The sequence below is a fragment of the Deltaproteobacteria bacterium genome (assembly GCA_035063765.1).
In the GTDB taxonomy this organism is placed as follows: Bacteria; Myxococcota_A; UBA9160; order UBA9160; family PR03; genus CAADGG01.
Genome location: JAPSFT010000001.1, coordinates 231,554 through 254,646 on the forward strand (window position 1 = coordinate 231,554; position 23,093 = coordinate 254,646).

General features: G+C 72.8%; 10 protein-coding genes. 7 read left to right on the forward strand and 3 right to left on the reverse strand.

Annotated elements, in window-relative coordinates; translation table 11 throughout:
- Positions 1 to 157: 157 nt before the first annotated feature.
- Positions 158 to 1,132, reverse strand: coding sequence for a hypothetical protein (locus tag OZ948_01045; protein MEB2343309.1), 975 nt, complete (start codon positions 1,130 to 1,132; stop codon positions 158 to 160).
- A 5-nt stretch (positions 1,133 to 1,137) separates the two neighbouring features.
- Here OZ948_01045 and OZ948_01050 point away from each other — a divergent pair, with 5 nt between their 5' ends.
- Positions 1,138 to 2,448 carry a hypothetical protein gene (locus tag OZ948_01050; GenBank protein MEB2343310.1) on the forward strand — a complete coding sequence of 437 codons (1,311 nt, stop codon included), beginning with the start codon at positions 1,138 to 1,140 and terminating at the stop codon, positions 2,446 to 2,448.
- Between the two features lie 7 nt (positions 2,449 to 2,455).
- On the opposite strand, the gene OZ948_01055 is transcribed toward OZ948_01050, so the two are convergent.
- Positions 2,456 to 4,039, reverse strand: a complete 1,584-nt coding sequence (locus OZ948_01055) for a serine/threonine-protein kinase (protein MEB2343311.1) — start codon at positions 4,037 to 4,039, stop codon at positions 2,456 to 2,458.
- 268 nt (positions 4,040 to 4,307) lie between these two features.
- Here OZ948_01055 and OZ948_01060 point away from each other — a divergent pair, with 268 nt between their 5' ends.
- The 3 genes from OZ948_01060 to OZ948_01070 all read left to right on the forward strand — a co-directional run bounded on the left by OZ948_01060 (position 4,308) and on the right by OZ948_01070 (position 8,020).
- Complete coding sequence (locus tag OZ948_01060; GenBank protein ID MEB2343312.1) at positions 4,308 to 4,757, forward strand: hypothetical protein; 450 nt, start codon at positions 4,308 to 4,310, stop codon at positions 4,755 to 4,757.
- Between the two features lie 351 nt (positions 4,758 to 5,108).
- The gene (locus OZ948_01065; protein ID MEB2343313.1) at positions 5,109 to 6,992 is read left to right on the forward strand and encodes a 2-oxoacid:acceptor oxidoreductase subunit alpha; all 1,884 of its coding nucleotides are present in this window, start codon (positions 5,109 to 5,111) and stop codon (positions 6,990 to 6,992) included.
- Positions 6,993 to 6,997: 5 nt separating this feature from the next.
- Complete coding sequence (locus tag OZ948_01070) at positions 6,998 to 8,020, forward strand: 2-oxoacid:ferredoxin oxidoreductase subunit beta (protein MEB2343314.1); 1,023 nt, start codon at positions 6,998 to 7,000, stop codon at positions 8,018 to 8,020.
- 174 nt (positions 8,021 to 8,194) lie between these two features.
- On the opposite strand, the gene OZ948_01075 is transcribed toward OZ948_01070, so the two are convergent.
- Positions 8,195 to 10,843: a tetratricopeptide repeat protein gene (locus OZ948_01075; GenBank protein MEB2343315.1), complete on the reverse strand. Its 2,649-nt coding sequence runs from the start codon at positions 10,841 to 10,843 to the stop codon at positions 8,195 to 8,197.
- 1,442 nt (positions 10,844 to 12,285) lie between these two features.
- Here OZ948_01075 and OZ948_01080 point away from each other — a divergent pair.
- The 3 genes from OZ948_01080 (at position 12,286) to OZ948_01090 (ending at position 23,071) form a co-directional block, all read left to right on the forward strand.
- Positions 12,286 to 12,870 (forward strand): peptidylprolyl isomerase, encoded by a 585-nt coding sequence (locus OZ948_01080; GenBank protein ID MEB2343316.1) that lies wholly within the window; start codon positions 12,286 to 12,288, stop codon positions 12,868 to 12,870.
- 65 nt (positions 12,871 to 12,935) lie between these two features.
- A complete protein-coding gene (locus OZ948_01085; protein MEB2343317.1) occupies positions 12,936 to 17,708 on the forward strand; it encodes a tetratricopeptide repeat protein in 4,773 nt (1,590 codons plus the stop codon).
- Positions 17,705 to 23,071: a hypothetical protein gene (locus tag OZ948_01090; GenBank protein MEB2343318.1), complete on the forward strand. Its 5,367-nt coding sequence runs from the start codon at positions 17,705 to 17,707 to the stop codon at positions 23,069 to 23,071. The genes OZ948_01085 and OZ948_01090 overlap by 4 nt, the downstream gene beginning before the upstream one ends.
- Positions 23,072 to 23,093: the final 22 nt, after the last annotated feature.

A 23,093-nucleotide genomic window follows, 5' to 3' on the forward strand; every position in this document is an offset into this window, starting at 1 on the left:
GTCTTCCCATACCCCGGTCTGCGAGCGCGCTTCACCCGAGCGCACGACGATGGCTTCTTGCCCGTGACCTCTCTCCTCTTGCGCGTCTGCGCCAGCCCGACCCGCCGGCTCTAGACCTTACCCTAGGTCCATCGCCGGCGGACTTCCACCCCTGCTCTCAGAAGGCGCCGCGGGTGACCAGCGCGCCGCCGCCCCGAAGCGGCGCGACGTCCACCGTCACGAACCCGCGCGCGGCCGGCCGCGCCGCCTCGCGCGCCGGCTGCGCGGGGCTCTTCTTCAGATCCCCGACGAGCAGCGCGGTCCCCACCCCCACGCCGACCAGCCCGACTCCGAGGCACACGTTCGTGAGGAGCTTGCTCGTGTTGAAGGCGTCGTAGTCGTCGCGGTTCGGGCGCTCGTCGAAGGAGCTTGCGGCGCTGTTTGCCTGTATCCCGAACACCAGCGCGCCGACCAGCCCTGCGCCGCCCACGCCGTAGGCGACCCAGGTCATCGGCCCGACGCGAGCTCGGCCGGGCGCGGCGCCGGCATCTCCGTCCGGCCCGGTCGCGTCGCTCGGCCGGGCGCGCGGCTTCGGAGCCGGCATGAGCGACGCGAGGTCTACGCTGCGGACCGTGCCGGCGGCCACGTTCAGCGCGCGGACCCGCGCTCCGTCGACGTCGACGAGCGAGACGCGGTGCGCTCCCGGATAGACGAACACGCTGTCGCCGCCCTGAAATTCCTCGTCGTCGAGCCGCACGCGCTGCTCGGGTCTCCCGAGCAGCTCGATGGTGCCGAGCTGCGGCTTCAGGCGCGCGAGGCGGTCGATGGCGTCCACGCGATCCTGCTCGGTCGACTGCGCGAGCTTCAGCACCTTCTGGTAGTCGCGGGCGGCGTTCGCGTACTCGCCGGCCTTCTCCCAGGCGTCCCCGGCGTTCAGGAGCGGCGCGGGGTTCGGCTTGATGCGGAACGCCTCCTCGAAGGCGCGCGCCGCGTCGACGTAGCGCCCCTCGTCGAAGGCCTTGGTCGCTGCGTCGAAGAAGTGCTTGGCGTCGGCGGCCTCACCGCCCAGCGCTCGGGCGGGGCCCGCGGCGAGACCGGCGGCGAGGGTGACCGCGGCGATGGAAAGCAGCCTGCGCGTTGCGACGAGCGTCATCGACGGTGTCCGGCGATGCTATCATGCTCTCCGTGATGATGCGCCCCCGCTCGAGCTTCGCCCGCCGGAGGGTCTGGCTCGGTCTCTCGCTCACGTTCACCCTCGCCCTCGCCGGCTGCCTGCGGACGCTCGACGAGTCACGGATCGACGCGAACGCCGGGGCGGGCACCGGCGGCGCAGCGGGCACCGGCGGCGCAGCGGGCACCGGCGGCGCAGCGGGCACCGGCGGCGAGCCCGGCGACGGCTCGGCAGGCGGGGCGGGCACCGGAGGCGCGGGCGGGAGTGCTGGTCAGGGCGGCGCGGCCGGCGGCGCGGGCGGGGGCCCCGGCGGAGCGATCGTCCCGTACGACGCCCAGCTACACCCCGTGCGAGACTTGTTCCGCGCTTACGACCTGCCCATCGCGATCGCCGCCGACAACGTCACGGTCTTCCACGCCAAGCGAGGGGGCGCCGCGGGCGTCATCAGCGCCACCCCGCTCGATGGCTCCGCGACCATGCCCATCACCGGGACGGACGTGAACCGACCCATGGCGCTCGCCGCTCCCGCCGTCTCGCTGAACGTCTTCTATGTCGGTGGCAGCTCGGGCATCGGTGAGCTCGGTCGATATTTGAAGGCTCCGGGGGGCGATCCCAATCCGAGAGTGCCGATCGACGCGGGCTCGGGCGCGAGCGCCATCGAGCAGGCCGTGGCCATCGCCATCGGCACCGACGGCTACGCGTACGTCTCGGCGCGAGCGATCGCGCCGAACCACCCGACGGTGCTTCGCTTCCAGCTCCAGGCGAGCGGCGACACCGCCGACACCCTCTACACCACGCAGACCGGCAACGACAGCGGCGGCCCCATCACGGCCAGCAAGGGCTGCGTCTACTTCATCAGCAACGGGGACATCTTCGTAATCCCCTCGGAGGGCGCGCTGTTTCGCAAGCCGGCGCTCGCGACTCCGATCACCGACGCGATCGGGCTCGCCTCGGACCAGGCGAACCTCTACTTTACGCGCGCGCGCGGCGAGGTGTGGCAGCGCAAGCTCTCACCGAGCCCGGCCTGCGACAACAGCGGCCCCGCCGAGAAGCTCCTCGCCACCGGGTTCACCGGGATCGGCGCGGTCATCGCCTACGAGCCGAGCACGGTGGCGTGGTCCGCCAAGGGCGATCCCAGCAAGAGCTTCGCGGGCGGCGGCGTCTTCACGACGCCCGCGGACGGCTACACGGTCACGCAGCTCGCGCCCGAGACGGACGGCGTGGAGCAGCTCGCCGACGCCGGCAGCTACGTCGCTTACGCGACCGCGAACGGATACCTCCGGCGCGTCACGAAGTGAGGCGGGCTCAGTTCGCGTAGGGGTTCTTGCGCGGCAAGCTGCCCGGCGCGGCGGGCGCGGCGGGCGCAGGCGACGGCTTGACGGGGCCGGGCGCGACCGGCGAGTGTGGGCGCGGCGCCGGCGCGACGCCCGCCCCGGTCGGCACCGGCTTCGATGCGCCCGCGTCGAGCGCGTCGAGCGCGTCGAGGCTCACCGCCGGCGCGTCGTCTCGCGGCTTCACGGGCGCGGGGTTCGCGCGCGGCTCGGCCGACGTCGGGACGGCCTCGCTCCCCGGGCTCGAGACGTTGACGATCTGCGTGGTCGTCCGGCGCGTGCCCATGATCACGAGGAGCACGACCAACAGCGCCACCACCAGTCCGCCGATGCCTACCGCGTAGCCGAGCATTCCGCCGCGCCGCGGCGCCACCGGAGCCACGTGCGGCCCGGTCGAGCCGTCCGCGAGCTGCGGCGCGGACGGCTGGCTCAGGCCGCTCTCGGAGGGCCAACTCCCGGCGCCGCTCACCCCGCTCACCCCGCTCAGCCCGGTCACGCTGGCGTGCTCGTGACCCGGTGGCCCGAGGAGCGACTCGGCCGACCGGGCTCCAGCGGTCGACTCCCCCTCTCCAGCGATCGCCTTCATCGCGACCCGAATCGCCTTACGCCGCTGCTCGATGCGGGTCCCGAGCACGCGCTTCAAGAGTCCCGCGATACCAGCGCGCGCGACGAAGATGCGCTCCTCCTTGAGGTACGCCTCGAGGTCCGCCTCGAGCTCGGCCGCCGTCTGGTAGCGGAGCGCGGGATCGCGCTCGAGCGCCTTCAGGACGATCTTCTCGAGCTTGACCGGGTACTCGGGGTCGAGCCGCGTCGGGTGCGGGATCTCGCCGGACACCACCAGGTGCAAGGTCTCGGCGTCATGCTCACCGCGAAACAACCGGCGCCCAGTGGTGAGTTCGAAGAGGACGATGCCGAGCGCGAAGACGTCCGCCCGCCGATCGACGGGTCTTGCCATCGCCTGCTCGGGCGACATGTACCCGAACTTCCCCTTGAGCTGCCCGGCGCTGGTCGCCTCGGTGAGCCGCCCCATGGCCTTGGCGACGCCGAAGTCGACGAGCTTGATGGCGCCGTCGGTGCCGATGAGGATGTTGTGCGGCGAGACGTCGCGATGCACGACACCCAGGATCTTGCCGTCCGGCCCCTTGAGCTCGTGCGCGGCGTGGAGCCCGGCCGCGGCGTCGGCGATGATTCTCACCGCCATCTCGGGCGGGATCGGGCGGCGCTTGCCCGCCTCGGCGATGACCGCGTGCAGCGAGTCGCCCTCGACCCACTCCATCGCCATGTACATGACGCCGTTCGCCTCCGCGACGTCGTAGACGTCGACGACGTTCGGGTGTCCGATGCTGCGCACCAGCCGCCCCTCGTCGAGGAACATCGTCGTGAATTCCGGATCGCCCGCGAGATCCGCCAGGATGACCTTGAGCGCGACGAGTCGGTCGTCCTCCCGGCGCTCCGCGTGCTCGCGCGCGACCCAGACGGTCGCCATCCCGCCGCGACCGATACGCAGCAGCAGCTCGTATTTCCCTAGCCGATCACCCCGTCGCAAGTCCTCGGTCATTGCCTGATGGACCTCTGAAGTCGCTCCCGAGACCGCCTCGGAGCGTCATTCCGCGTCAGGAGAATCGGACGCCTCTTCGCATTACGCCTCGCGCCGGTCAGCGCGTCAAGCGACCGGCTCATCGGCCAGCCCGAAAGGGGCGGGATTTTCCCACATCAACCGACATGAAGGCGTCCTTGCTTCGACGTGCAACACGACGCGTCATGGCGCGCTTCAGTTCGGCCTCGAGCGATGGTACGGAACCCTTCGCGGAAGGAGCTAGCCGAGCATGCCGAGTCTGAAGTCGATCATCGAGGAGCCCAGCCAGCGCGAGGAGGTGGTCGCCGACGCCTGCCGCGTGCTCGACGCCGAGGTGAGCGACAAGTCGGGCCTCTCGGGGCTCGCGGTGAAGGGAGCGTACAAGATCGTCCAGGGCGTGCGCCCCGGCTTCATACGGGAGGTGGTCGACCACCTCCTCGAGGATTTCCTCGACGCCCTCGACCCGCTCTACCAAGAGGCGCTCGAGCGGGGCGTCGCGCCGAGCGCGCACCTTCGCGCCAACGAGTCGCGCGTCGCGGAGGCCTTGCTCGGCATCACGGACGCTCGGGCGCGGGGCGCGGCCCGGCCGCTCATCAGGAAGACGTACGACAAGCTCCGCCCGAGCGCCGTGACCCACGTGGAGGCCGCGGTCCCGCGGCTCGGCGAGCTCCTCGAGCGGCACGCGCCCAAGGCGGGCTGAGCGCACCCGAGAGTAAGCGGTGACGCTCATCGCGGCCGGCCGAGCGCGAGCGGCGAGACGGACCGGCCGGTCGTCGGCCCTGGCCGGCGCGCGCCAGCCGGCATCCGTCATGTGCGAGCCTGGCGGGGATCATCTCGGGGTTGGCATGGAGCGGACTTCTCGATCCATTATAGCGGCGCTCTGAGTCCCAGGGCTGTGCTGTCAGGAGCGAAGAGAGCCCCCGCCCTCCCCACCAGCGAGTGGCGCCGCGCGTGCGCGCGGAGGCCGTGAGAGCGACGAGCGCCCGGCCCGGCGGAGGACGTCCGCGAGCCCCACGCTCGCTCAGTCGGAGAGAAAGGTAGAACGACAAGGATGACTACCCAATCGGAAACCGTGCAGTATAGGCCGGGCGCGCCAGCGAGCGGCGAGCCCCGAAAGCAGCTGAAGGGCGCCGTGGTGCGCTTCGTCGGCGACTCGGGGGACGGCATGCAGGTCACCGGAGCGCAGTTCACCTCGGCGGCGGCGCTCGCTGGCAACGATCTGGCGACCTTCCCGGATTTCCCCGCGGAGATCCGCGCGCCCGCCGGCACGACCTACGGGGTCTCGGGCTTCCAGATCAACTTCGCCTCGCAGGACGTCTTCACGCCCGGTGACGCGCCGGACGTCCTCGTGGCGATGAACCCGGCCGCGCTCAAGACCAACCTCTCGCGGCTGGTGCGCGGTGGGCTGCTCATCGTCAACAGCGGGGCCTTCTCCTCCGCGAACTTGAAGAAGGCCGGCTACGACACGAATCCGCTCGAGGACGGCTCGCTCGACGGCATCGAGACGCTCGCCATCGACATCACCAAGAACACGGTCGCGGCGGTCAAGGAGGCTGGGATCAGCACCAAGGAGGCCAACCGCTGCAAGAACTTCTGGACCTTGGGGCTGATGTTCTGGATCTACGCGCGCCCGCTCGAGCCGACCATCAAGTGGCTCGAGGGCAAGTACCAGAAGAGCCCCGAGATCGCCCTGGCGAACGTGCTCGCGCTGAAGGCGGGGCACGCCTACGGAGAGACGGCGGAGGTCTCGCACTACCGCTACGAGGTGCCGCCGGCCACGGTGCCGAAGGGTACCTACCGCAACATCGGCGGTAACCAGGCGACGGCGTGGGGTCTCATCGCCGCGACGCAGCTCTCGGGCCTCGAGATGGTGCTCGGGACCTATCCCATCACCCCCGCGAGCGACATCCTCCACGAGCTCAGCCGCCACAAGCATTTCGGCGTGACGACCATCCAGGCCGAGGATGAAATCGCGGCGGTCTGCGCGGCGATCGGCGCCTCGTACGCCGGCAAGCTCGCGGTCACCACCACCAGCGGGCCGGGCCTCGCGCTGAAGACCGAGGCCATCGGGCTCGCGATCGCCACCGAGCTCCCGCTGGTCATCATCAACGTGCAGCGCGGCGGCCCGAGCACGGGCCTGCCGACCAAGACCGAGCAGGCGGACCTCCTGCAGGCCGTCTACGGGAGGAACAGCGAGGCGCCCCTCTGCGTGCTCGCCGCTTCGTCGCCGGGCAACTGCTTCGACATGGCCATCGAGGCCGCGCGGCTCGCGCTCAAGTACATGACGCCCGTGATCCTGCTCACCGATGGCTACGTCGCCAACGGCGCCGAGCCCTGGCGTATCCCCGACGTCACCACGCTCCCCAAGATCGACGTGAAATTCCGCACCGATCCGGAGGGCTTCCAGCCCTTCGCGCGCGACCCGGTGACGCTCGCGCGAAACTGGGCGATCCCGGGCACCCCGGGGCTCACCCATCGAATCGGCGGTCTCGAGCGCGACTACCACACGGGCCACGTCTCCTATGACCCGGCCAACCACGATCTCATGTGCCGCACGCGCGCCAAGAAGATCGCGGGCATCGCCCATGACATCCCCGAGCTCGCGATCGAGACCGGCGACGAGCGAGGTAAGCTCCTGGTGCTCGGCTGGGGCTCGACCTATGGCGCGATCCGAACCGCCGTGACTCGCTGCCGCGAGCAGGGGCTCCCGGTGTCACACGCCCAACTCAACTACCTGAACCCGTTCCCGAAGAACCTGGGCGAGGTGCTCGGCCGCTTCGAGCGCGTGCTCATCCCCGAGCTGAACCTGGGTCAGCTCTCGAAGCTCGTGCGGAGCGAGTACCTGCGCGAGGTCGATAGCTTCACCAAGTGCGAGGGGCAGCCCTTCCGCACCGACGAGCTCGAAGACCGCATCCGTCAGACCTTGGAGAGCTGAAAATCATGTCCAGCATCATCAATCCGGCACACCTCACCAAGAAGGACTTCGCCACCGACCAGGACGTTCGGTGGTGCCCGGGCTGCGGCGACTACGCGATCCTCGCGAACGTGCAGCGCATCATGCCGGAGCTCGGGATCCCGCGGGAGCAGATCGTGTGGGTCAGCGGGATCGGCTGCTCGAGCCGCTTCCCGTACTACATGAACACCTACGGGTTTCACACCATCCACGGGCGCGCGCCGACCATCGCCATGGGGATCAAGGCGGCGAACCCCGAGCTCAGCGTGTGGGTCGCCACCGGAGACGGCGACGCGCTCAGCATCGGCGGCAACCACATGCTGCACTGCCTCCGGCGCAACCTCGACATCAAGATCCTCCTCTTCAACAACCGAATCTACGGGCTCACCAAGGGCCAATACTCGCCGACCAGCGAGATGGGGAAGATCACCAAGAGCTCGCCGCTCGGCTCGGCGGATCACCCGGTGGATCCAGCGACCTTCGCGCTCGGCGCCCACGCGACGTTCGTCGCGCGGACCATCGACACCGATCCGGAGCTCTTGCCCAACGCGCTCCGCCGCGCCGCGACGCACAAGGGCACCGCGTTCGTCGAAATCTATCAGAACTGCAACATCTTCAACGACGGCGCGTTCGCCGGCTTCACGGAACGCGACGTGAAGGATGATCGGCAGCTGCGCGTCGAGCACGGCAAGGCGCTCATCTTCGGCAAGGAGAAGAACCGCGGGCTTCGCATCGACCCGCGCACGCTCGCGCTCGAGCTCGTCACCCTCGGGGAGGACGGCATCACCGAGCAGGATCTGCTCGTCCACGACGAGACCAACCCGGCGCTCGCGTTCATGCTCGCCAGCATGCCGTACCCGCGCTTCCCGGTGGCGCTCGGCGTGCTCTTCGCAGTCGAGCAGAGCACCTACGACGACACGCTCATCGAGCAGCGGGTGGCCGCGGTGAAGAAGCAAGGCAAGGGCGACCTCGCCGCGCTCCTCGGCTCGGGGAACACCTGGCAGGTGTAGCTCGACGCGCGTGAGCCGCGAGCCCGCCACGCCCGAGGGCGCGCGCGGGCTCGCGCCGTTCTCGACGCGCGGTTCCGCGCCGCCCCGACAAAATCCCCCCGGGGGCCCCGCGCTCGGAGCTCCGAGGGGTCGGTCCGGCGCGGAACCACGCGCGGCGCCGGACGCGCGCGGCGGTCAGTTCTCGGTCCAGGGGCGACCGAGCTTGACGAGCGCGGCCTTCGCCTCGGCGCGGTACGGCGAGTCCCGCGGGCCATCTCGCAGGAAGGCCTCCCAGTGCCGGATGGCTTCCTTCTTCGCGCCCATCACGCGAGCGAGCTGCAGGTGCGCCTCGGGCAGCCAGTCCGGCTTTACCTCTTGCGCGTCGCCGAGCTCGACCGCCTTGGTGAGCTGCTCCTCGGCCTCGGCCGCGCGACGGTTGACCGCGAGGAGCTTGCCGTAGCGAAAGCGCCAGGTGGCGTTGTCGCCCTGGGCCGCGATGGCCTGCTGCCACTCGTCCATCGCCTTGCCCTCCTGGCCCATGTCGTAATACGCGTCGGCCAGGGTGGCGTGCGCCTCGTAGCGGCTCGGCCGGAGCTCGAGCGCCTTCAGCAGGTCGGCGATCGCCTCCTTGGTCGAGCCCTGGCGGAACCGGAGGACGCCGCGCTGCCAGTAGGCGTCGGCGAGCCCCTGATCGAGCTCGAGCGCCTTCTTCAGCGCGGTCTCGGCGCGCTGCACACGACCCGCGTCGTTCGCGGCCCACCCGACGTAGAGCCAGTACTCGGCGCGGTTCGGATCGAGGTCGGTGGCGCGCTCGAGCGAGCGGAGCGCCTCGGCGAGGTTGGTGCCCTCGACGAGCAGCGCGCGTCCGAGGCAGTGGTTGGTCTCCGCGGAATTCGGGCGTTGCTGGAGCACCTTGCGCAAGAGCTCCTCGGCCTCCTTCGCGCGACCGGCGGCGACCTTGCCGCAACCGACGCGGAGCATCAGGTCGGGATCGCTCGGCGCCTTGGCGAGCGCGGCCTCGTAGGATTTTAGCGCCTCGTCGCTGCGTCCCGAGGCCTCGAACAAGAGCCCGCGCTCGAGCGCGAGCCCCGGGTAGTCTCGATCGACCCCGGCGACCTCGTCGAAGACCTTGGTGGCCGCGTCGAACTGACGATCGCGACGCAGCGCGACGCCGAGACGGAACTTGGCGCCGACGTCGGTGGGATCGAGCGCGAGCGCGGCACGGTATTGGGCGAGGGCCTCGTCGTAGCGCCCCTGCGAGAGCGCGAGCTCGCCGACCGCCTTGTGGATCTGCGGAAGATCCGGGAGCTTCTTGCGCGCCTCGTCGAGCACCGCCTTCGCCTCGTCGCTACGGCCTTGCTGCCCGAGCAGGAGCGCGAGCGCGACGTAGGGCTCGACGACCGAGACGTTCGTGCCCCCCATTTCGATGGCGGCCCGGTAGGCGTCCTCCGCCTCCTTGCGCTGACCGAGCGCCTCGAGCGCTTCGCCGTACCAGTAGGAGACGCCGGTCGACTTCGGGTAGTCCTCGCGGAGCTTCTTCAGTAGCTCCTTGGCGTCGTCGAGGCGCTCGAGCGCGATCTTGGCCTTGGCGACCCCGAGCTTGGCCTCGATCGCCTCGGGATCGGCCTGCACCGCGGCCTCGTAGCGGGCGAGCGCCTCGGAGAAGCGACCCGAGCGATAGAGCGACTCGCCGAGCCCGGCGAGCGCGCCGGCCGCCTTGGGATCGATCTTCAGCGCGTCGGTGAACGCGGCCTCGGCCTGGGTGAAGCGCGAGCGCGCCAGGTTGATGGTGCCGAGCAGGGTCTTCGCCGCCACCTGCTCGTCGGCGCTCGCCTCCGAGCCGGGCGCGGTCGCCTCGGAGAGGAGCTTGGTAGCGCCGGCTTCGTCGCCGCGCGCGAGCCACGCGGCACGCGCCAGCAGGATGCGCGCACCGATGTGCTTCGGGCTCTTCGCGAGAGCCGCCTCGGCGTCCTTGGCGGCGGAGGTCGCGTCACCGAGGGCGAGCTCGGCGCGCGCGAGCCCGAACCGAGTGCGCGCGTCGTCCACGAGGCTCTGGGCGGCCTGCCAGGCCGAGAGCGCCGCCTTCGGCTCCTGCGCGCGCAAACCGACCTCGCCGTCGAGCACGCGAACGTCGACGTCACGCGGGTCGCTCGCGGCGAGCGCCTCGAGCTCCTGCCGCGCGCGCGCGAGCTGGCCTGCGTACGCCGACTGCGCGGCGCGCGCGAGCGCGAGGTAGCGGACCTCGCTCGGCTTCTGCTGCGCGAGCTCATCGAGCAGCACCTTGGCGCGACCCGCCACCGCGGGCTGTCCCCCGAAGCGGATCTCACGCTCGTAGCCGAGGAAGGCCGCGTAGGCGGCCAGCGCCTTGACGCGCTTCGCCTCACCCCGCTGACGTTCGACGAGCGCGAGCGCCTCGTCCGCGGACGCGCTCGTATCGAGCCCTCGCAGCGTCCGCACCTTGGCGACCGTGTCCGAGACCATCTGCGCGTTGCGACCGGCGTTGAGACGGTCGGCGATGAAGTAAGCGCCGTACGGGCCGGCGGACGGAACCATCGACAGCGCGCCGCCCCCGACCGCGACGAGCACCAGCAGGCCGAGCCCGATCCGCAAGCCACGGCCGCTCTGCTTCCGCTGAGCAACGCGCGCGACGGGAACGGTGGCGAACGGCGCCGCTGCGGGTAAGCCCGTCGCCGCCGCGGACGCGGCGCCGGGCGGCGCGCCCTCGCTCTCCTGCGGGATGGCCCCGAACTCCATGTCGTCGTCCGCGACGCCGACCGCGGAGTCCGCCCCGCCGCCATCCAAGTTCACCTCACCGTAGCTCGTGCCGCCCCCGGCCTGACGCACCAGCTCCTCCGGCATCGCGGCGGGTGGGGGCGGCGGGGCGCTCGGGCCTGAATCGGGCGGCGGGATCGGCGACCGCCGGGGAGGCGGGAGCGAGGACGCGAAGGGATCGATCTCGGCGCCAGCCTGGACCTCCGCGGAATCGCCGAACCCCCCCGGGATCTCCAGCTCACCGAAGGACGGGGCGCGCATCCGCGGGAGCTCACCAATCAGATCCGCCGCGGCGATCGGCAGGCCGCCGCCGAGCGCGGGCAGACCGGCCGCCGGAACCGGCAGGCCACCGCCGAGCGCGGGCAGACCGGCCGCCGGAACCGGCAGGCCGCCGCCGAGCGCGGGCAGACCGGCCGCCGGAACCGGGAGGTCGCCGCCGAGCGCAGGAAGGTCAGCGGCTGGTGAGGGGAGGTCGATGGCTCTAGCAGGAAGCTCAGCGGATGGTGAGGGGAGGTCGATGGCTGGTGAGGGGAGGTCGATGGCGGAGCCAAGCACCGGCGACGGAAGGTCGTTCCCGAGCGCAGGCGATAGGCGCTCCCTCGCGCCGCCCACGGTCGGAAGCTCCGACAAGTCGAGCTCGGCGGTGCCGCCCGCGCGACGCCCTTGGGCCGGTGAAGGGAGGTCGAGCGCGCCCGACCGGGCCCGGGGCTCCGCGATCACCGACGGGAGCTCGATTTCTCCGTAGCCGCTGCTTGCGTCCGGCGAGCGGCCGCGGGCGGGCGTCGAGACCGAGGGAAGCTCGATCTCACCGGCGCCCCACGAGGCCTGCGCGGTCGTGGCGCCGGGCGCGACGGGGGAAGGGAGGTCCACCTCGGCCGGCGTCCATCGCGCGGTAGCAGCGAACGCGCTCGCCGGCCCCCCCGTCGGCGGCTCGACGGCCGCCGGGCCCGGGCGCGGCGGCGCCCCCCCGCGCTCCTCGCCGCGCGCTTGGCCGACGGTCGGAAGATCGAGCTCGCCGTACGGATCGGACGGCAACTCGGCCGAGGGAGCCGCGGGCGACTGCGCCGACGCTGGAGGACGCGGCGGCGCGGGGCGCGGCGGCACGGGCGGGCCCGGGCGAGGCGGCGCCGCCGGCCGAGGAGCGGCACCCGGAGCGGCCACCCCGAGCATGGTCGCCTTGTGCGCGCGCGGCGCTGGCTTGCCCGCGGCAGGCGCAGCCGGAGCGGACCCCACGCCGAGCACCGGGCTCGGCCCGGTGCGGCGCGGGTCGTCGGGCGGCTCGACCATGAACGAGAAGCCGCACTTCGGGCACCGCATCTTGAGCCCCGTCGAGGGGACGCGGCGCTCATCGACCTGATACGGGGCCTTGCAACCCGGACACTCGACCTTGAACATCGCGCTACTCTCTCTCTCCTCTTAGCAGGTGATCCGAGCGGTTGTCGCGGTTTAGCCGCACCCGAACCCGCTGAATCCGCTCCTCCGACTCGGCCATTCGTGCTAGTCGCATCGCAGCCATGCAGCGCTGGACGTCCGTCGCGATTGGCACGCTCCTCGTCGGAGCCGTCGCGGTGGTCGTCGTTCAGGCGCGGAGATCCACCGGCCGAGCCGCGGGCTCCGCGGGCTCCGCGTCGGCGGCGGCCAGCGCCGCGCCGGCACCGGGCGCGAGCTCGACCGAAGCCTCCGCCGAGGGCGCTCGTGAAGCAGGCGAGGGCGCGAGCGACGCCGGCGCCGACGGCGCGGCCTTCGTTTTCCTTCCGGACGGCAAGCGCGCCCCAGCGCTCCCGCCCACCGCGCCGAAAACGGTCAGCTTCGGCGTGATCCTCTTCAGCTATCAGGGAAGCGAGCTCGCGCCGAAGGGCGCGCCGTCACGCGCCGAAGCGCTCGAGCGCGCCCGGGCCGTCGTCGAAGCGGCGCAGAAGGACTTCGCTGATGCCGCTAAGAAGGGGGACCGAGGCTCCACCGCCGACGCCGGCCGGATCCCGCGAGGCATCCTCGAGCCCGCGGCCGAGTACGTGCTCTTCACGCTGCCGCCCGGTCAGGTGTACCAAGATCCCGTCGATACGCCCCGGGGGTGGTGGATCGTGCGGCGAAACGACTGACTCGCTGGCTAGGCACGAGCAGGTTCGTCGCCTAGAGTGGAGAAGGTTCGCACTTCCACATTCGCATGCCCCATCCGGTCCGCCCCTCTGACTCCCCCGCCCGAGCGCCCGACCAGTCACTGGTCGCCTCTACCATCGCGCGGCTTCGCGCCGAGCACGACGTCGCCGATCCCGGCACGCCCCGGGCGCTGCTCCTGCACGAGCTCGGCGTCCTGGAGGAGCTCCTGGGGGATGAGGCCGCCGCGGCGCGGGACCAGCTCGGGGCGGTCAACGCGGAGCCCGAGTTCAGGGAGCCACTCGAACGCCTCATCGCGATCATCGAGCGGCGGCAGTCCTACAAGAACCTCGGCAAGCTGCTCGATCGCCTGGTTCAAGTCGCCGACACACCCGACGAGCGGGTGCGCGCGCTCATCGAGAGCGCGGCGCACCTGGCCGACCACGAAGGGGACCTGGCCGGTGCCCGCCAAGCGCTCGAGGAGGCCACCCAGACCCGTCCGGAGGACAGCGCCGCCTGGCTGATGCTCGAGATCGTCGCGGGCAAGCTCGACGACGGCGCCACACGACTGCGCTGCCTCAACGAGCGGGCCAGGCGCACCCAGCACCCGAGCTGGCGCGCGCTCTTGCTCATCGACGCAGCGTCGCTGGAGCTCGCCGCCGGCGACGTCGAGGCCGCGCTCGGCGCGCTCGACGGGGCCCTCGAGCAGAAGAGCGACGCGACCTTCTTCGCGCTCATGGCGCTCGAGGAGCTGGGGCGGCGCGAGGAGCGCCACGAGGTGCTCGCGCGGTCGCTCGAGGCGCAGGCCACGCTGGTGCTGCGCGCGGCCGACGACGCCGCGACCGGCGACGCGCTCGGCGTCCCGCACCACCGCCGCAACGCCGGCTACGCCGCCGACGCGTGGCTGCGCGCCGCCGACGCGCACCGCGCGATGGGCGACGTGGAGCGGGCCGTGTCGCTCCTCGATCAAGCGCTCGAGCGCTTACCCGGCGAGCCCGCGCTGCTGCACGCGCGGCTCGGCGTCGCCGACGCGGCCGGCGACATCACGACCGCCGCGCGGGTCGCGCGGATCGGGCTCGACCAGGGCGTCACGGGTTCGGCCGCAGCGGCGCTCTGGCTCAGGATCGCCGAGGCCGCCGCGGCGGAAGGCCAAGGCCCGGTGGCGCTGGAGGCCGTCGGCAAGGCGCTCGTCGAAGACCACGGCTCCATCCAGGCGAGCGCCCTCCAGCTCGACTGGCTCGCCGGCGGACAAGACCCTCAAGCGCTCGCCTCCGCGCTCGAGACGGCCGCGGCCGAATTCCCTTCGGACGAAGCGAAGGCGAGATACTTCTTGCTGGCCGCCGACGCCTGGGCTCGCCTCGCCGGCGATGTCCAGGGCGCCAAGGCGGCGCTGTCGCAAGCCGGCATGACCGGCGCCGGCCCCGGCGTCCTCGCGCGACTCGGCCGCCTCCTCGCGTCACTGGTCGGCGACGAGGGCTGGTACGAGGAGTCGACGCGACGCTTGCTCACGGCGGGCGCCAGCGAAGGCGAGCACGCGGGCCTCGCCTTCGAATTTGCGCGAGGGCGCCTGCTCCGCGGGCAGCGCGCGGCGGGCGAGCGCGCGCTCACCGCCCTCGCACAGGCCGCAGGAGGAGCGTGGCTCGGCAACGCGCTCCGCGCCTTCGCCCTCGACTTCGTGGTGGAGCGCAGCGACGGCGCGGGGCAGAGCCTCCCGCCGCCCGCGAGCGAGCCGACCTCACCGCTCCTCGAGCTCGCGGCGGCCGAGACGGACCCGCGAGTGGCGCGTGGGCTCAAGCTGCTCGTCGCCGAGCGCGCGATTCGACGCCATGAGCTCGACACGGCGGTCGGCTTGCTCGAGGAGCTCCACGAGTCAGACGTCTCCGACGTGACCGTCGCGGCGACGCTCGCCACGCTCTGCCGAGCGCGCGAGAACCCACGACGTGCGGCCGAGGTCCTCTCGGCGAGCGCGCTGGCGACCGAAGACGCCGAGCTCGGCGGCGCGCTTCGACTCGAGGCCGGGATGCTCTTCTGGCTCTCTGGAGCGCGCGGGGAGGCCGTCGAGAGCTTTTCGGCGGCCGCGGCGCTCACCCCGGCCTCCGGCTCGACGATTCGGGCGTGGGCGCTGCGCGCGGCGGAGCCCGATGATCTCGACGCGCGGCGAAGTGCGCTCGAGGCCGCGAGCGCCGAGGCCGAGCCGAGCCTCCAGCATCTCGAGAGGTTCGGGCTCGAGGTCGGAGCCGGCGGCGACGCGAACGACGCTGCGCTCGCTCTCGCCGCGATCGGGGACCAGGCGCCCGCAGACCTCGGTCGGGCCGCGCTGCTCGCGCAGAGCCTGTGGGTCGGGCCGCACGAGGGGCCCGGCGCGCGCGACGAGGCCCTCGCCACGCTCGCGGATCTCTCCGCCGAGTGCGAGGCGCTGGCGCGCGGCGCCGCGTATCAACTGGAGCTCGAGGCGCAGCGCGAGCTCAGCGACCCGAGCGTGCGCGAGGCGAGCGCAGCGCGCTGGGCGGCGAGTGATCATTCGGCGGCGGCGGGTCTCGAGTGGCTCGCCGCCACCCTCGCGACCAAGGACGTGAGCGCCGAGGCGCTCGCGCGGCACCGGCTCGCGAGCACCTTCGAGGGTGAGCTTCGCACGGCCGTCCTCGCGAGCGCGAGGCTGGTCGAGAGCCTGGGCGGCGCCGACGCGGTTCCGCTCATCGCCTCCACCGAGCCGTCGGCTCAGCTCATGAACCTCGAGCTCGCCCTACCGGGGAGCGATCCTCGACGACGAGCGGCGGCCCTCGAGGGGCTCGACGCCAGCCTCGGACCGGACGCGGCCCCGCTGGCGCGCGCGATGGCGGGCTGGAACCGGCTCGCCGCGGGCGACGTCGCCGGCGCGACCGACTCGTTCCGCGCCGTAGCGGAGGCCTGCCCCGGGGAGGTGACGGGTTGGCAGGGGCTCGAGGCCGCGGGCGAGGCCTCGGGCGACCGCCGGAGCGTCGCCGAGGCGTGCGCCGCGCTCGGTGATCTCGTCGAGGACGACTCGGCCGGCGCCGAGTGTTGGGAGCGCGCAGCCCTCATCCTGCTCGACGAGCTCGGCGAGGAGGCGGCGGGCGAGTTTGCCCTGGGTCGCGCGGTCGAGCGCGACATCGGCCGCTTCGTGGCCTTCGATCGACTCTTTCGCCTGGTGCGCGCGAAGAAGAACGGCCCGAGGCTGCTCGAGCTCGTGAACGCACGGCTCGCGGTCGCCGACGATCCCGAGGAGATCGCCAAGCTGTTCTGGGAGCGTGCGCGCGTGCTGCGCGGCGCTGGAGACCGTGAGGGAGCCCTCGCCGCGCTCGAGAACGTCACGATGCTGGAGCCGGACCACGTCGGGGCGCTCGCCCTGGCCGGCGAGATCTACATCACGACCGGCAAGTTCGCGGAGGCGGCGGCGAGCCTCGCGCGCCTCTCCACGCTCGACGAAGCGCCGGCCAAGCAACGCTTGATGAGCGGCGTCGCAGCGGTCGATCTCTACGAGAACAAGCTCGGTGAGCTCGACCAGGCGCTCGAGGTGCTGGCGTCACTCTACCGCGGCGGACTGAGCACGGAGCCGGTGCGTGAGCGGCTCGCCCGGGCGGCGGCCAAGGCCGAGGCATGGGAGCTCGCAACCGACGTGCTCGAGCAGCTCATGACCGAGCGTGAGTCGCCGGCGGGCCGCGTCGAAGCGGCGCGGCTGGCCATGGCGATCCGGCGGGACCGGTTCGAGAGGCCGGAGAGCGCGGCGAGCGCCGTCGAGCAGCTCTTGAGGGACGAGCCGGGCGACGGTGAAGCGCTCGATCTGGTGCTGACCGGGGTGTTTCCGGACGCGCTGACGCTCGCGCTGCTCGGCGCCGGTCGGAGCGCGCTGGTCGCCGAGGCGATGGCGAGCCCGCTCGACCCCGAGCGGGTCGACCGGCTCTCGAGGATCGCCCTGCGGCTCGGCGACGCGCCGCTCCGCCAAGCCACCCTCGGCGCACTGACCGCGCTCGGCCATGGGAGCAGCGAAATCGATCGGGAGCTCCGCGTCCTCGACGAGCGCGTGGCGCGCCTCCCGCAAATGGCCATCGACGAGCGCGCCCTGCCCGACCTCTGTGATCCGTCGGATGCGGGGCCGGTGCCGGCGCTCATGCTCGCGCTCGCGGAGACCTTCGCCGAAGCGCTCGGCCCGGGTCTCGTCGCGCTCGGGGTCGGTAAGCGCGAGCGCGTCGACCCGAAGGCTGGCCTCCCGGTCCGAAACGAGATCGCCGCCTGGGCCGGCGCGCTCGGCCTCGGCGACTTCGAGCTATACGTGGGCGGGCCGGACCCGAACGCCGTGCACGGTGTGCCGGGCGAGGTGCCCGCGATCGTAGTGGGCGCAGCGGTCTCGGCGCCACTCACGCCGACCCATCGCCAGGCGCTCGCGCGAGCGCTGTTCGCGCTGAAGCGCGGCGTCACCATCCTCCAGCACCGCGATCCCACCGATATCGCCGCGCTCGTCGTGGCGGCTTGTCACGTCGGAGGGCACGCGGTCCCCTCCCCTCAGTACTCGATGCTCGCCGAGTTCACGCGAGTGCTGGGCAAGGAGATGAACCGCAAGGTGCGCCGCACGCTGCCGGAGCTCGCCGCGGCGGTCGCGCGCTCCGGCCAGGACGTCGTCGCCTGGGTCGCCGCGGCGACCTCCAGCCTGGATCGCATGGCGGCGATCGCCGCCGGCGACGTCTCGTGCGTCCTCGGCGACGCCGGGGGCCGCGGGAAGCCGGCGCTCTCGCACCACGGAGAGGAGCGCGCCGCGCGCCTCCTCGCGTTCGTGCTCTCCCCGACCTACCTCCGACTCCGCGAAGCCCTCGGCATGGGTGTAAGATGAGCGACCCGAAGCACCCCGAAGACGAGACCCAAGATCCCGAGCCTCGGCAGCCTCGACCGGCTCCCGCTGGGGCCGGCCGCAGCGGCACGGCGGGGAGCATCGGCGCCGAGCTCGGCGACCTCGATTTCGAACCGGACGCGCTCCTCGACTCACTGCTCACCGAAGACGAAGCGGTGCCCGGGCGACCGCAGCCGTCACCGCTCTCCGCGCCCGTGACCAGCGGCGCCGAGAGCCGTCCGGGGCAAAAGCTGCACGAGCCGGACCACCGGGAGTTCGGGTTCGACGACGTGACGATGACCGGCTCCCGCGAATCGCTGGTCGGTCTGGAAGCTCGGGAGCCGACGCCCGAGCCCGAGCCGGCGCGTGTCGCCGCGCCTCCGCGACCCGCCGCGCCGCGCCCCGACACGACCGCGAAGCCTCCCGCGGTGAACCCGCCCGGTCCGCCGCCCCGTCAGCCCTTCCCGCTCGCGGCGAGCCCCGCGGTGCCGGAGGTCGACGCGAGCGGCATGCCCTCCCTCTCCGGTGAGCCCACGCACCCATTCATCGACGCCAGCGTGGTCTCGGAGGCGGCCGAGGCGGCGTTCGAGGTGGTGCACGCCGGCACCTTCTCCGCAGCCGCTCGCGCGGAAGGGCTGAGCTCGGACCCCATCGAGGTGGGCGGCTTCGACGAGCTCGAGGCGGCGGACTTCGACGAGCTCGACGGGCCCGACGCGCCCGATGCGGCCGGGGCAGCCGCTCCGCCGGCGGCGCGGCTCGAGCCGCGCCCCCTCCGGGCCGAAGCTCGAGCGCAAGACGTCCTGTGGCAGGACGAGCGTCCCGCCGCGGCTCATCTGGCCGAGCAGCAGACGGCTGACGAGTGGTTGAAGCGCGCCGAGCAGGCGGAGGTGCTGGCCCGCGGCCGCACCGAGCCCCAGGAGCGCGCGCGCGCGCTGGTGGTGGCGAGCGAGCTGTGGGCCATGACGGGCGACTCGGCGCGAGCGCAGAGCGTCGCGAACGAGGCCTCCGCCGCGGCTGCGTCGCTCCCCCTCGTGCATCGCCAAGTCCGCTGGCTCGCAGCGGCGGACGGCGATTTCACCGCCGTAGCGAGCAGCCTCGAGCTCGAGTCGCGCGCCTCACCGACCGGCGAGGCGCGCGTCCACGGCGCGCTGCTCGCGTCGGAGGTCCAGCGCCTCGTGCTAAGCGACGCGGCCGCCGCCGCGAGGAAGCTCGACCAAGCGGCGCACGCGCTGCCGACCGACGCACGCGCGCACGTAGCCCGCATCGCGGCGGCGCTCGCGGCCCCGGAGGCCGAGCCGAGCAAGCTGCGTGTCCCCGAGAGTCCGGTGCTCGCGCCGCTGGGCGAGGCGCTCGGCGAAATCGCGGCGCTGCGCAGCGGCTCACCGAGCGGAGTCTCGACCCCTCGCGTGCTCTTCGATCAGAGCCGGCGAGCGCTCGCGCGGAGCGACGCTCCGCGCGCGGGCGCGCTCGTGGCGGAGCTCGCGCGGGTCGACGGGCTCGCCGATGCAGCCAGCTGGCTCGCGGCAGCGCTGCTCGCGCCGGGAGCCGCGACCCGGCCGCGAGCGCTCGAGCTGTTGCGGGGCCTCACCGAGCACCAACGCTCGCCGCACCTGCGCCGCGCGATCGCACAGCGCGCGCTCGAGCTCGGTGACGCGAGCGCCATCGAAGATGCGCTCGCGAGCGGGGACGACGACGCGCTCGGCGCCTTCACCGCCGCCGATCGCGTCGCGCTCGCCACGCTGTCGGGCGGTGGAGCGGCGACGCTCCGCCCGCTCATCACGGAGCTCGCGCTCGACGACGCCGAGCTCCCTCTCGCCGCCGCCGCCGAGGCCTGCACCTCCCCGACGGGGGCGCCGCTCGCGCTCATGAGCGGCGGCGAGAGCTCACGCACGGCCGTCGCGCTGGGCCGCGCGCTCGGCTCCCCAGCGACCGAACCCGCCGCCCTCGACGCGGCGCTCGAGGGCTACGCGGCCGCTCACGCGGGCGACGCATTCGAGCGACTGCTGAAGCTCGAGCGGGCGCTGGCTCGCCGCGACGCCGACGCGGTCGCGCTCGGCCTGGCGAGCTGGCCCGGCGACGAGCGCGTCGAAGACGAGCGTGACCGCCGGCTCGCGGCGGCCCTGCTCCGCGAACTTGCCGGCGACGCCGAGGGCACGCGCCACGAGTACTCGGCGGCGCTGCGCGCCGACCCGGGCGCCGAAGCGGCGGTTCGCGCGCTCCTCGACGGGATGCCGGGCGCGGGCGCCGCGAACCTGGTCGCCGGGCTCGCGCAGTCGGCTGCCGACGATGCACAGCGCTCACTGCTCTTCACGGAGGCTGCTCTGCGAAGGGGTTTCGAGGACGTCGAGCACTTCGAGGCGCTGCTCGACCGAGCCGCGGAGGCTGCCCCGACGCTGCCGTTCGCCTACCGCTTCGGCGAGCTGCTCGCTCGCCAGCAAGGCGACGTCGCGCTGCTGCTCAGGTGGCTACATCGCCGCCGTGACTCGATCACCGATCCCATCGAGCGAGCCGCCGATCAGGTCCGCGAGGCGCTGCTGGTAGCCGACACGGATCTTTCGCTCGCGGCGTCGCTGATCGAGGAGGCGAGCGCCGCGCGTCCGTCGGACGTCGCGCTCCACACGCTCCACGACCGGCTGTCGCCGGGACCGCACGCCGACAAGGGCGCCTGGCGCGAGCAGGTCGCCGAGTCGCTCGACGAGCCGCTTCGCGCGCGCCTGTTCATCGAAGCCGCGCTCGAGTTCGAGCGCGCCGGAGACGGTGCCTCCGCGGCCCGCGCCGCGCTCGCCGCAGAGGCGCATGACGCCGGGCCGTACGCCCGCATCGCCGCCGAGCGGCTGGGCGCCCAGGCGTCCGGGTCCGCCACGCTCGCCGGCTCGCTGATGGACCAGGCGCGCGCAGGGCACGATCCGCTCTTGCAGCGCGAGATCTACCAGCGCCTCGCCCGTCTCGACGAGGCTCGCGGCGAGCACTCGAGCGCGCTGCTCTGGCAGAGCGCGATCCTCGAACATTCGCCAGACTACCTTCCGGCGCTCCGGCGGGTCGAGCATGCCTACATCACCGCTGGTCGCGAGGATGAGCTCGAGACGATCGCCGCGACCATCGCGCGCTTGGTCGGCTCGGGCGAGTCGGGCGCCCACGCGATGCTGGCTGCCCGGCTGCGTTCGAAGAGCGGGAACTGGGGGGCGACGCGCGAGCTGGTGGACCTCGCCCTGCAAGAGGACCCCCCGTCGCTCTGGGCGCTGCGTCAGCTCGAAGCCCACGGTCGCGTGAGCGGGGACGATCAGGCCGTCTACCGCGCGAGCCGCGCCCTCGGCGAGCAGGCGACGCGCGCCATCGACGCCGCAACGCTCGCGCTTCGCGCCGCCGAGGCCGCCACGCGGCTCGAGAAGCTCGACGAGGCGCGCGCGCTGCTCGAGCGAGCCGTGGAGCTCGTCCCGGCGCACCTGGTGGCGCTGACCACTCGCGCAGAGGTGCTCGAGGCCACCGGCGACTACGCCGGCGCGGCCGAATCGCTCGAGGCGCTGGCAGCTTCGAGCAACCTCCCGGCACATCAGCTCGCCGCGCGCGGGCACGCGGCGCTCCTCTGGCTCGACAAGGTCGGCGACCCGGAGCGCGGGCAGGCCGCGCTCGAGCTCGCCGCAGAGCTCGAGGGCGCCGGCGACGAGATCTTCACGCGGTTGCAGGCGCTGCTGGTGGCGAGCGGGGATCGAGCCAAGCTCGCCGCGCTCCTCGAGCGGCGCATCGCCGCGACCGTCGATCCGGCCGAGCGGGTCGCGCTGGAGGTCACCCGCGGCCGCGCGCTCGCCGAGGTCGGCGATCGGACCGCGGCGAAAGAGGCGCTCGCCGCGGCGCTCGACGCGAACCCAGATCACGCCGACGCGCTCGACGTGTTCGCCGAGCTCTCCGCAGCCGACGGTGACTGGCAGAGCGCGGAGCAAGCATGGATACGCCTGGCGCGGCACCTCTCCGAGCCGGAACGTCAAGCCGAGGTCTACCGCAAGCTCGGCGACCTCTATGACGACGAGCTCGGCAACCCTGCCCGCGCCGAGCTGTCCTATCGGGAGGTGCTCAAGCGCCAGCCGAACGACGTCGGCGCGCTCGAGCGCCTGGTCGGCGTCTACTCCAAGCTCGGTCAGGGCGAACAGGCCGCTCAGACAGCGGAGGAGCTCGTCTCGCGCGCCCAGAGCCCGGAGGAGACGCGCGATCGGACCATCGCCCTCGCGGGCGTCTATGAGCGCGCGCAGGGCGACCGCCGGAAGGCCGAGGCGACGCTCGACAAGGCTCGCAAGGCCGCCCCCCAAGACGGCGTGCTCTTGCGGGCCGCTGCCGAGTTCTACCATCGCGGCGGCGAGGAGCGCGCGCTGGCGGTGCTGCTCGATCGCTCCGCGGCCGACGCGCGGCGAGCGCTCGCCACGGGCCGCTTCGATGCCTCGTTCTTCGAGGTCCTCGGGACGGTCGCCGAGCTCCGCGGGGGAGCCGACGCAGCCACCGTCGCCGCAGCGACCATCGCCGCGCTCGAGGGTCGTGAGGAGGCCGCCGTGCGCGGCGCCGGCCCCGCCGCCGGCGACGCGCGGCTCGACGAGCTGCTCGCTCCGGAGCTTCTCACGTTGCCGCTCCGCGCCCTCCTCCGGAAAGCCGGCGACGCGCTGGACGCCGCCTACCCGCTCGATCTGCGCGCGCTTCGCGCGGCGCCGTTGCCGGCGCAGGCGCACGAGTTCCTGGGCCACGTGCGGCAGGTCGCCTCGGCGTTCGGGATCAACGCGCTCGAGGTGTTCGTCTCGCCGATGGTGGGGCCGAGCTGCCTGCCCGTGAGCTCGAACCCCCCTCAGATCGTGTTCGGCACCGAGCTCCTCGAGAGCCCGGACGACGCTGCCCGATACGTGGTCCTCATTCGGACCCTGAAGATCCTGCAAGCGCACGCATCCACCATCGCGCGCACCGCGCCCATCGATCTGTGGCCGCTCACCGCAGCCTTCCTCGGAGTCTTCGCCACCAACTGGCAGCCCCAAGGCGTAGACGCGAAGCGCTTCGCAGAGGCGCGCCAGCGCATCCAGCCAGCCATCCCGCGCAACCTCGACGACGACGTCCCCATCCTCGCGCTCGAGGTGATTGGCTCCATCGGCAACCGCGCGAGTCAGCTCGCCACCACGGTGAATCAGTGGGGTAACCGCGCCGCGCTGCTCGCCATCGGCAGCCCCTCGGCGGCCCTGCGGGGCGTCGCGACCACGTTGAATCAGGAGCTCCCCGCGAGCGGCGCCGAGCGCGCCAAGTGGGTGGTGCGTCACCCGGAGGCGCGCGATCTCGCGGTGTGGAGCGTGAGCGAGCCGTACGCCGAGGCGAGGCGCCGCCTCGGTCTCGGCGGCTGAGGTCCGTTCACCCGGCGCGGCC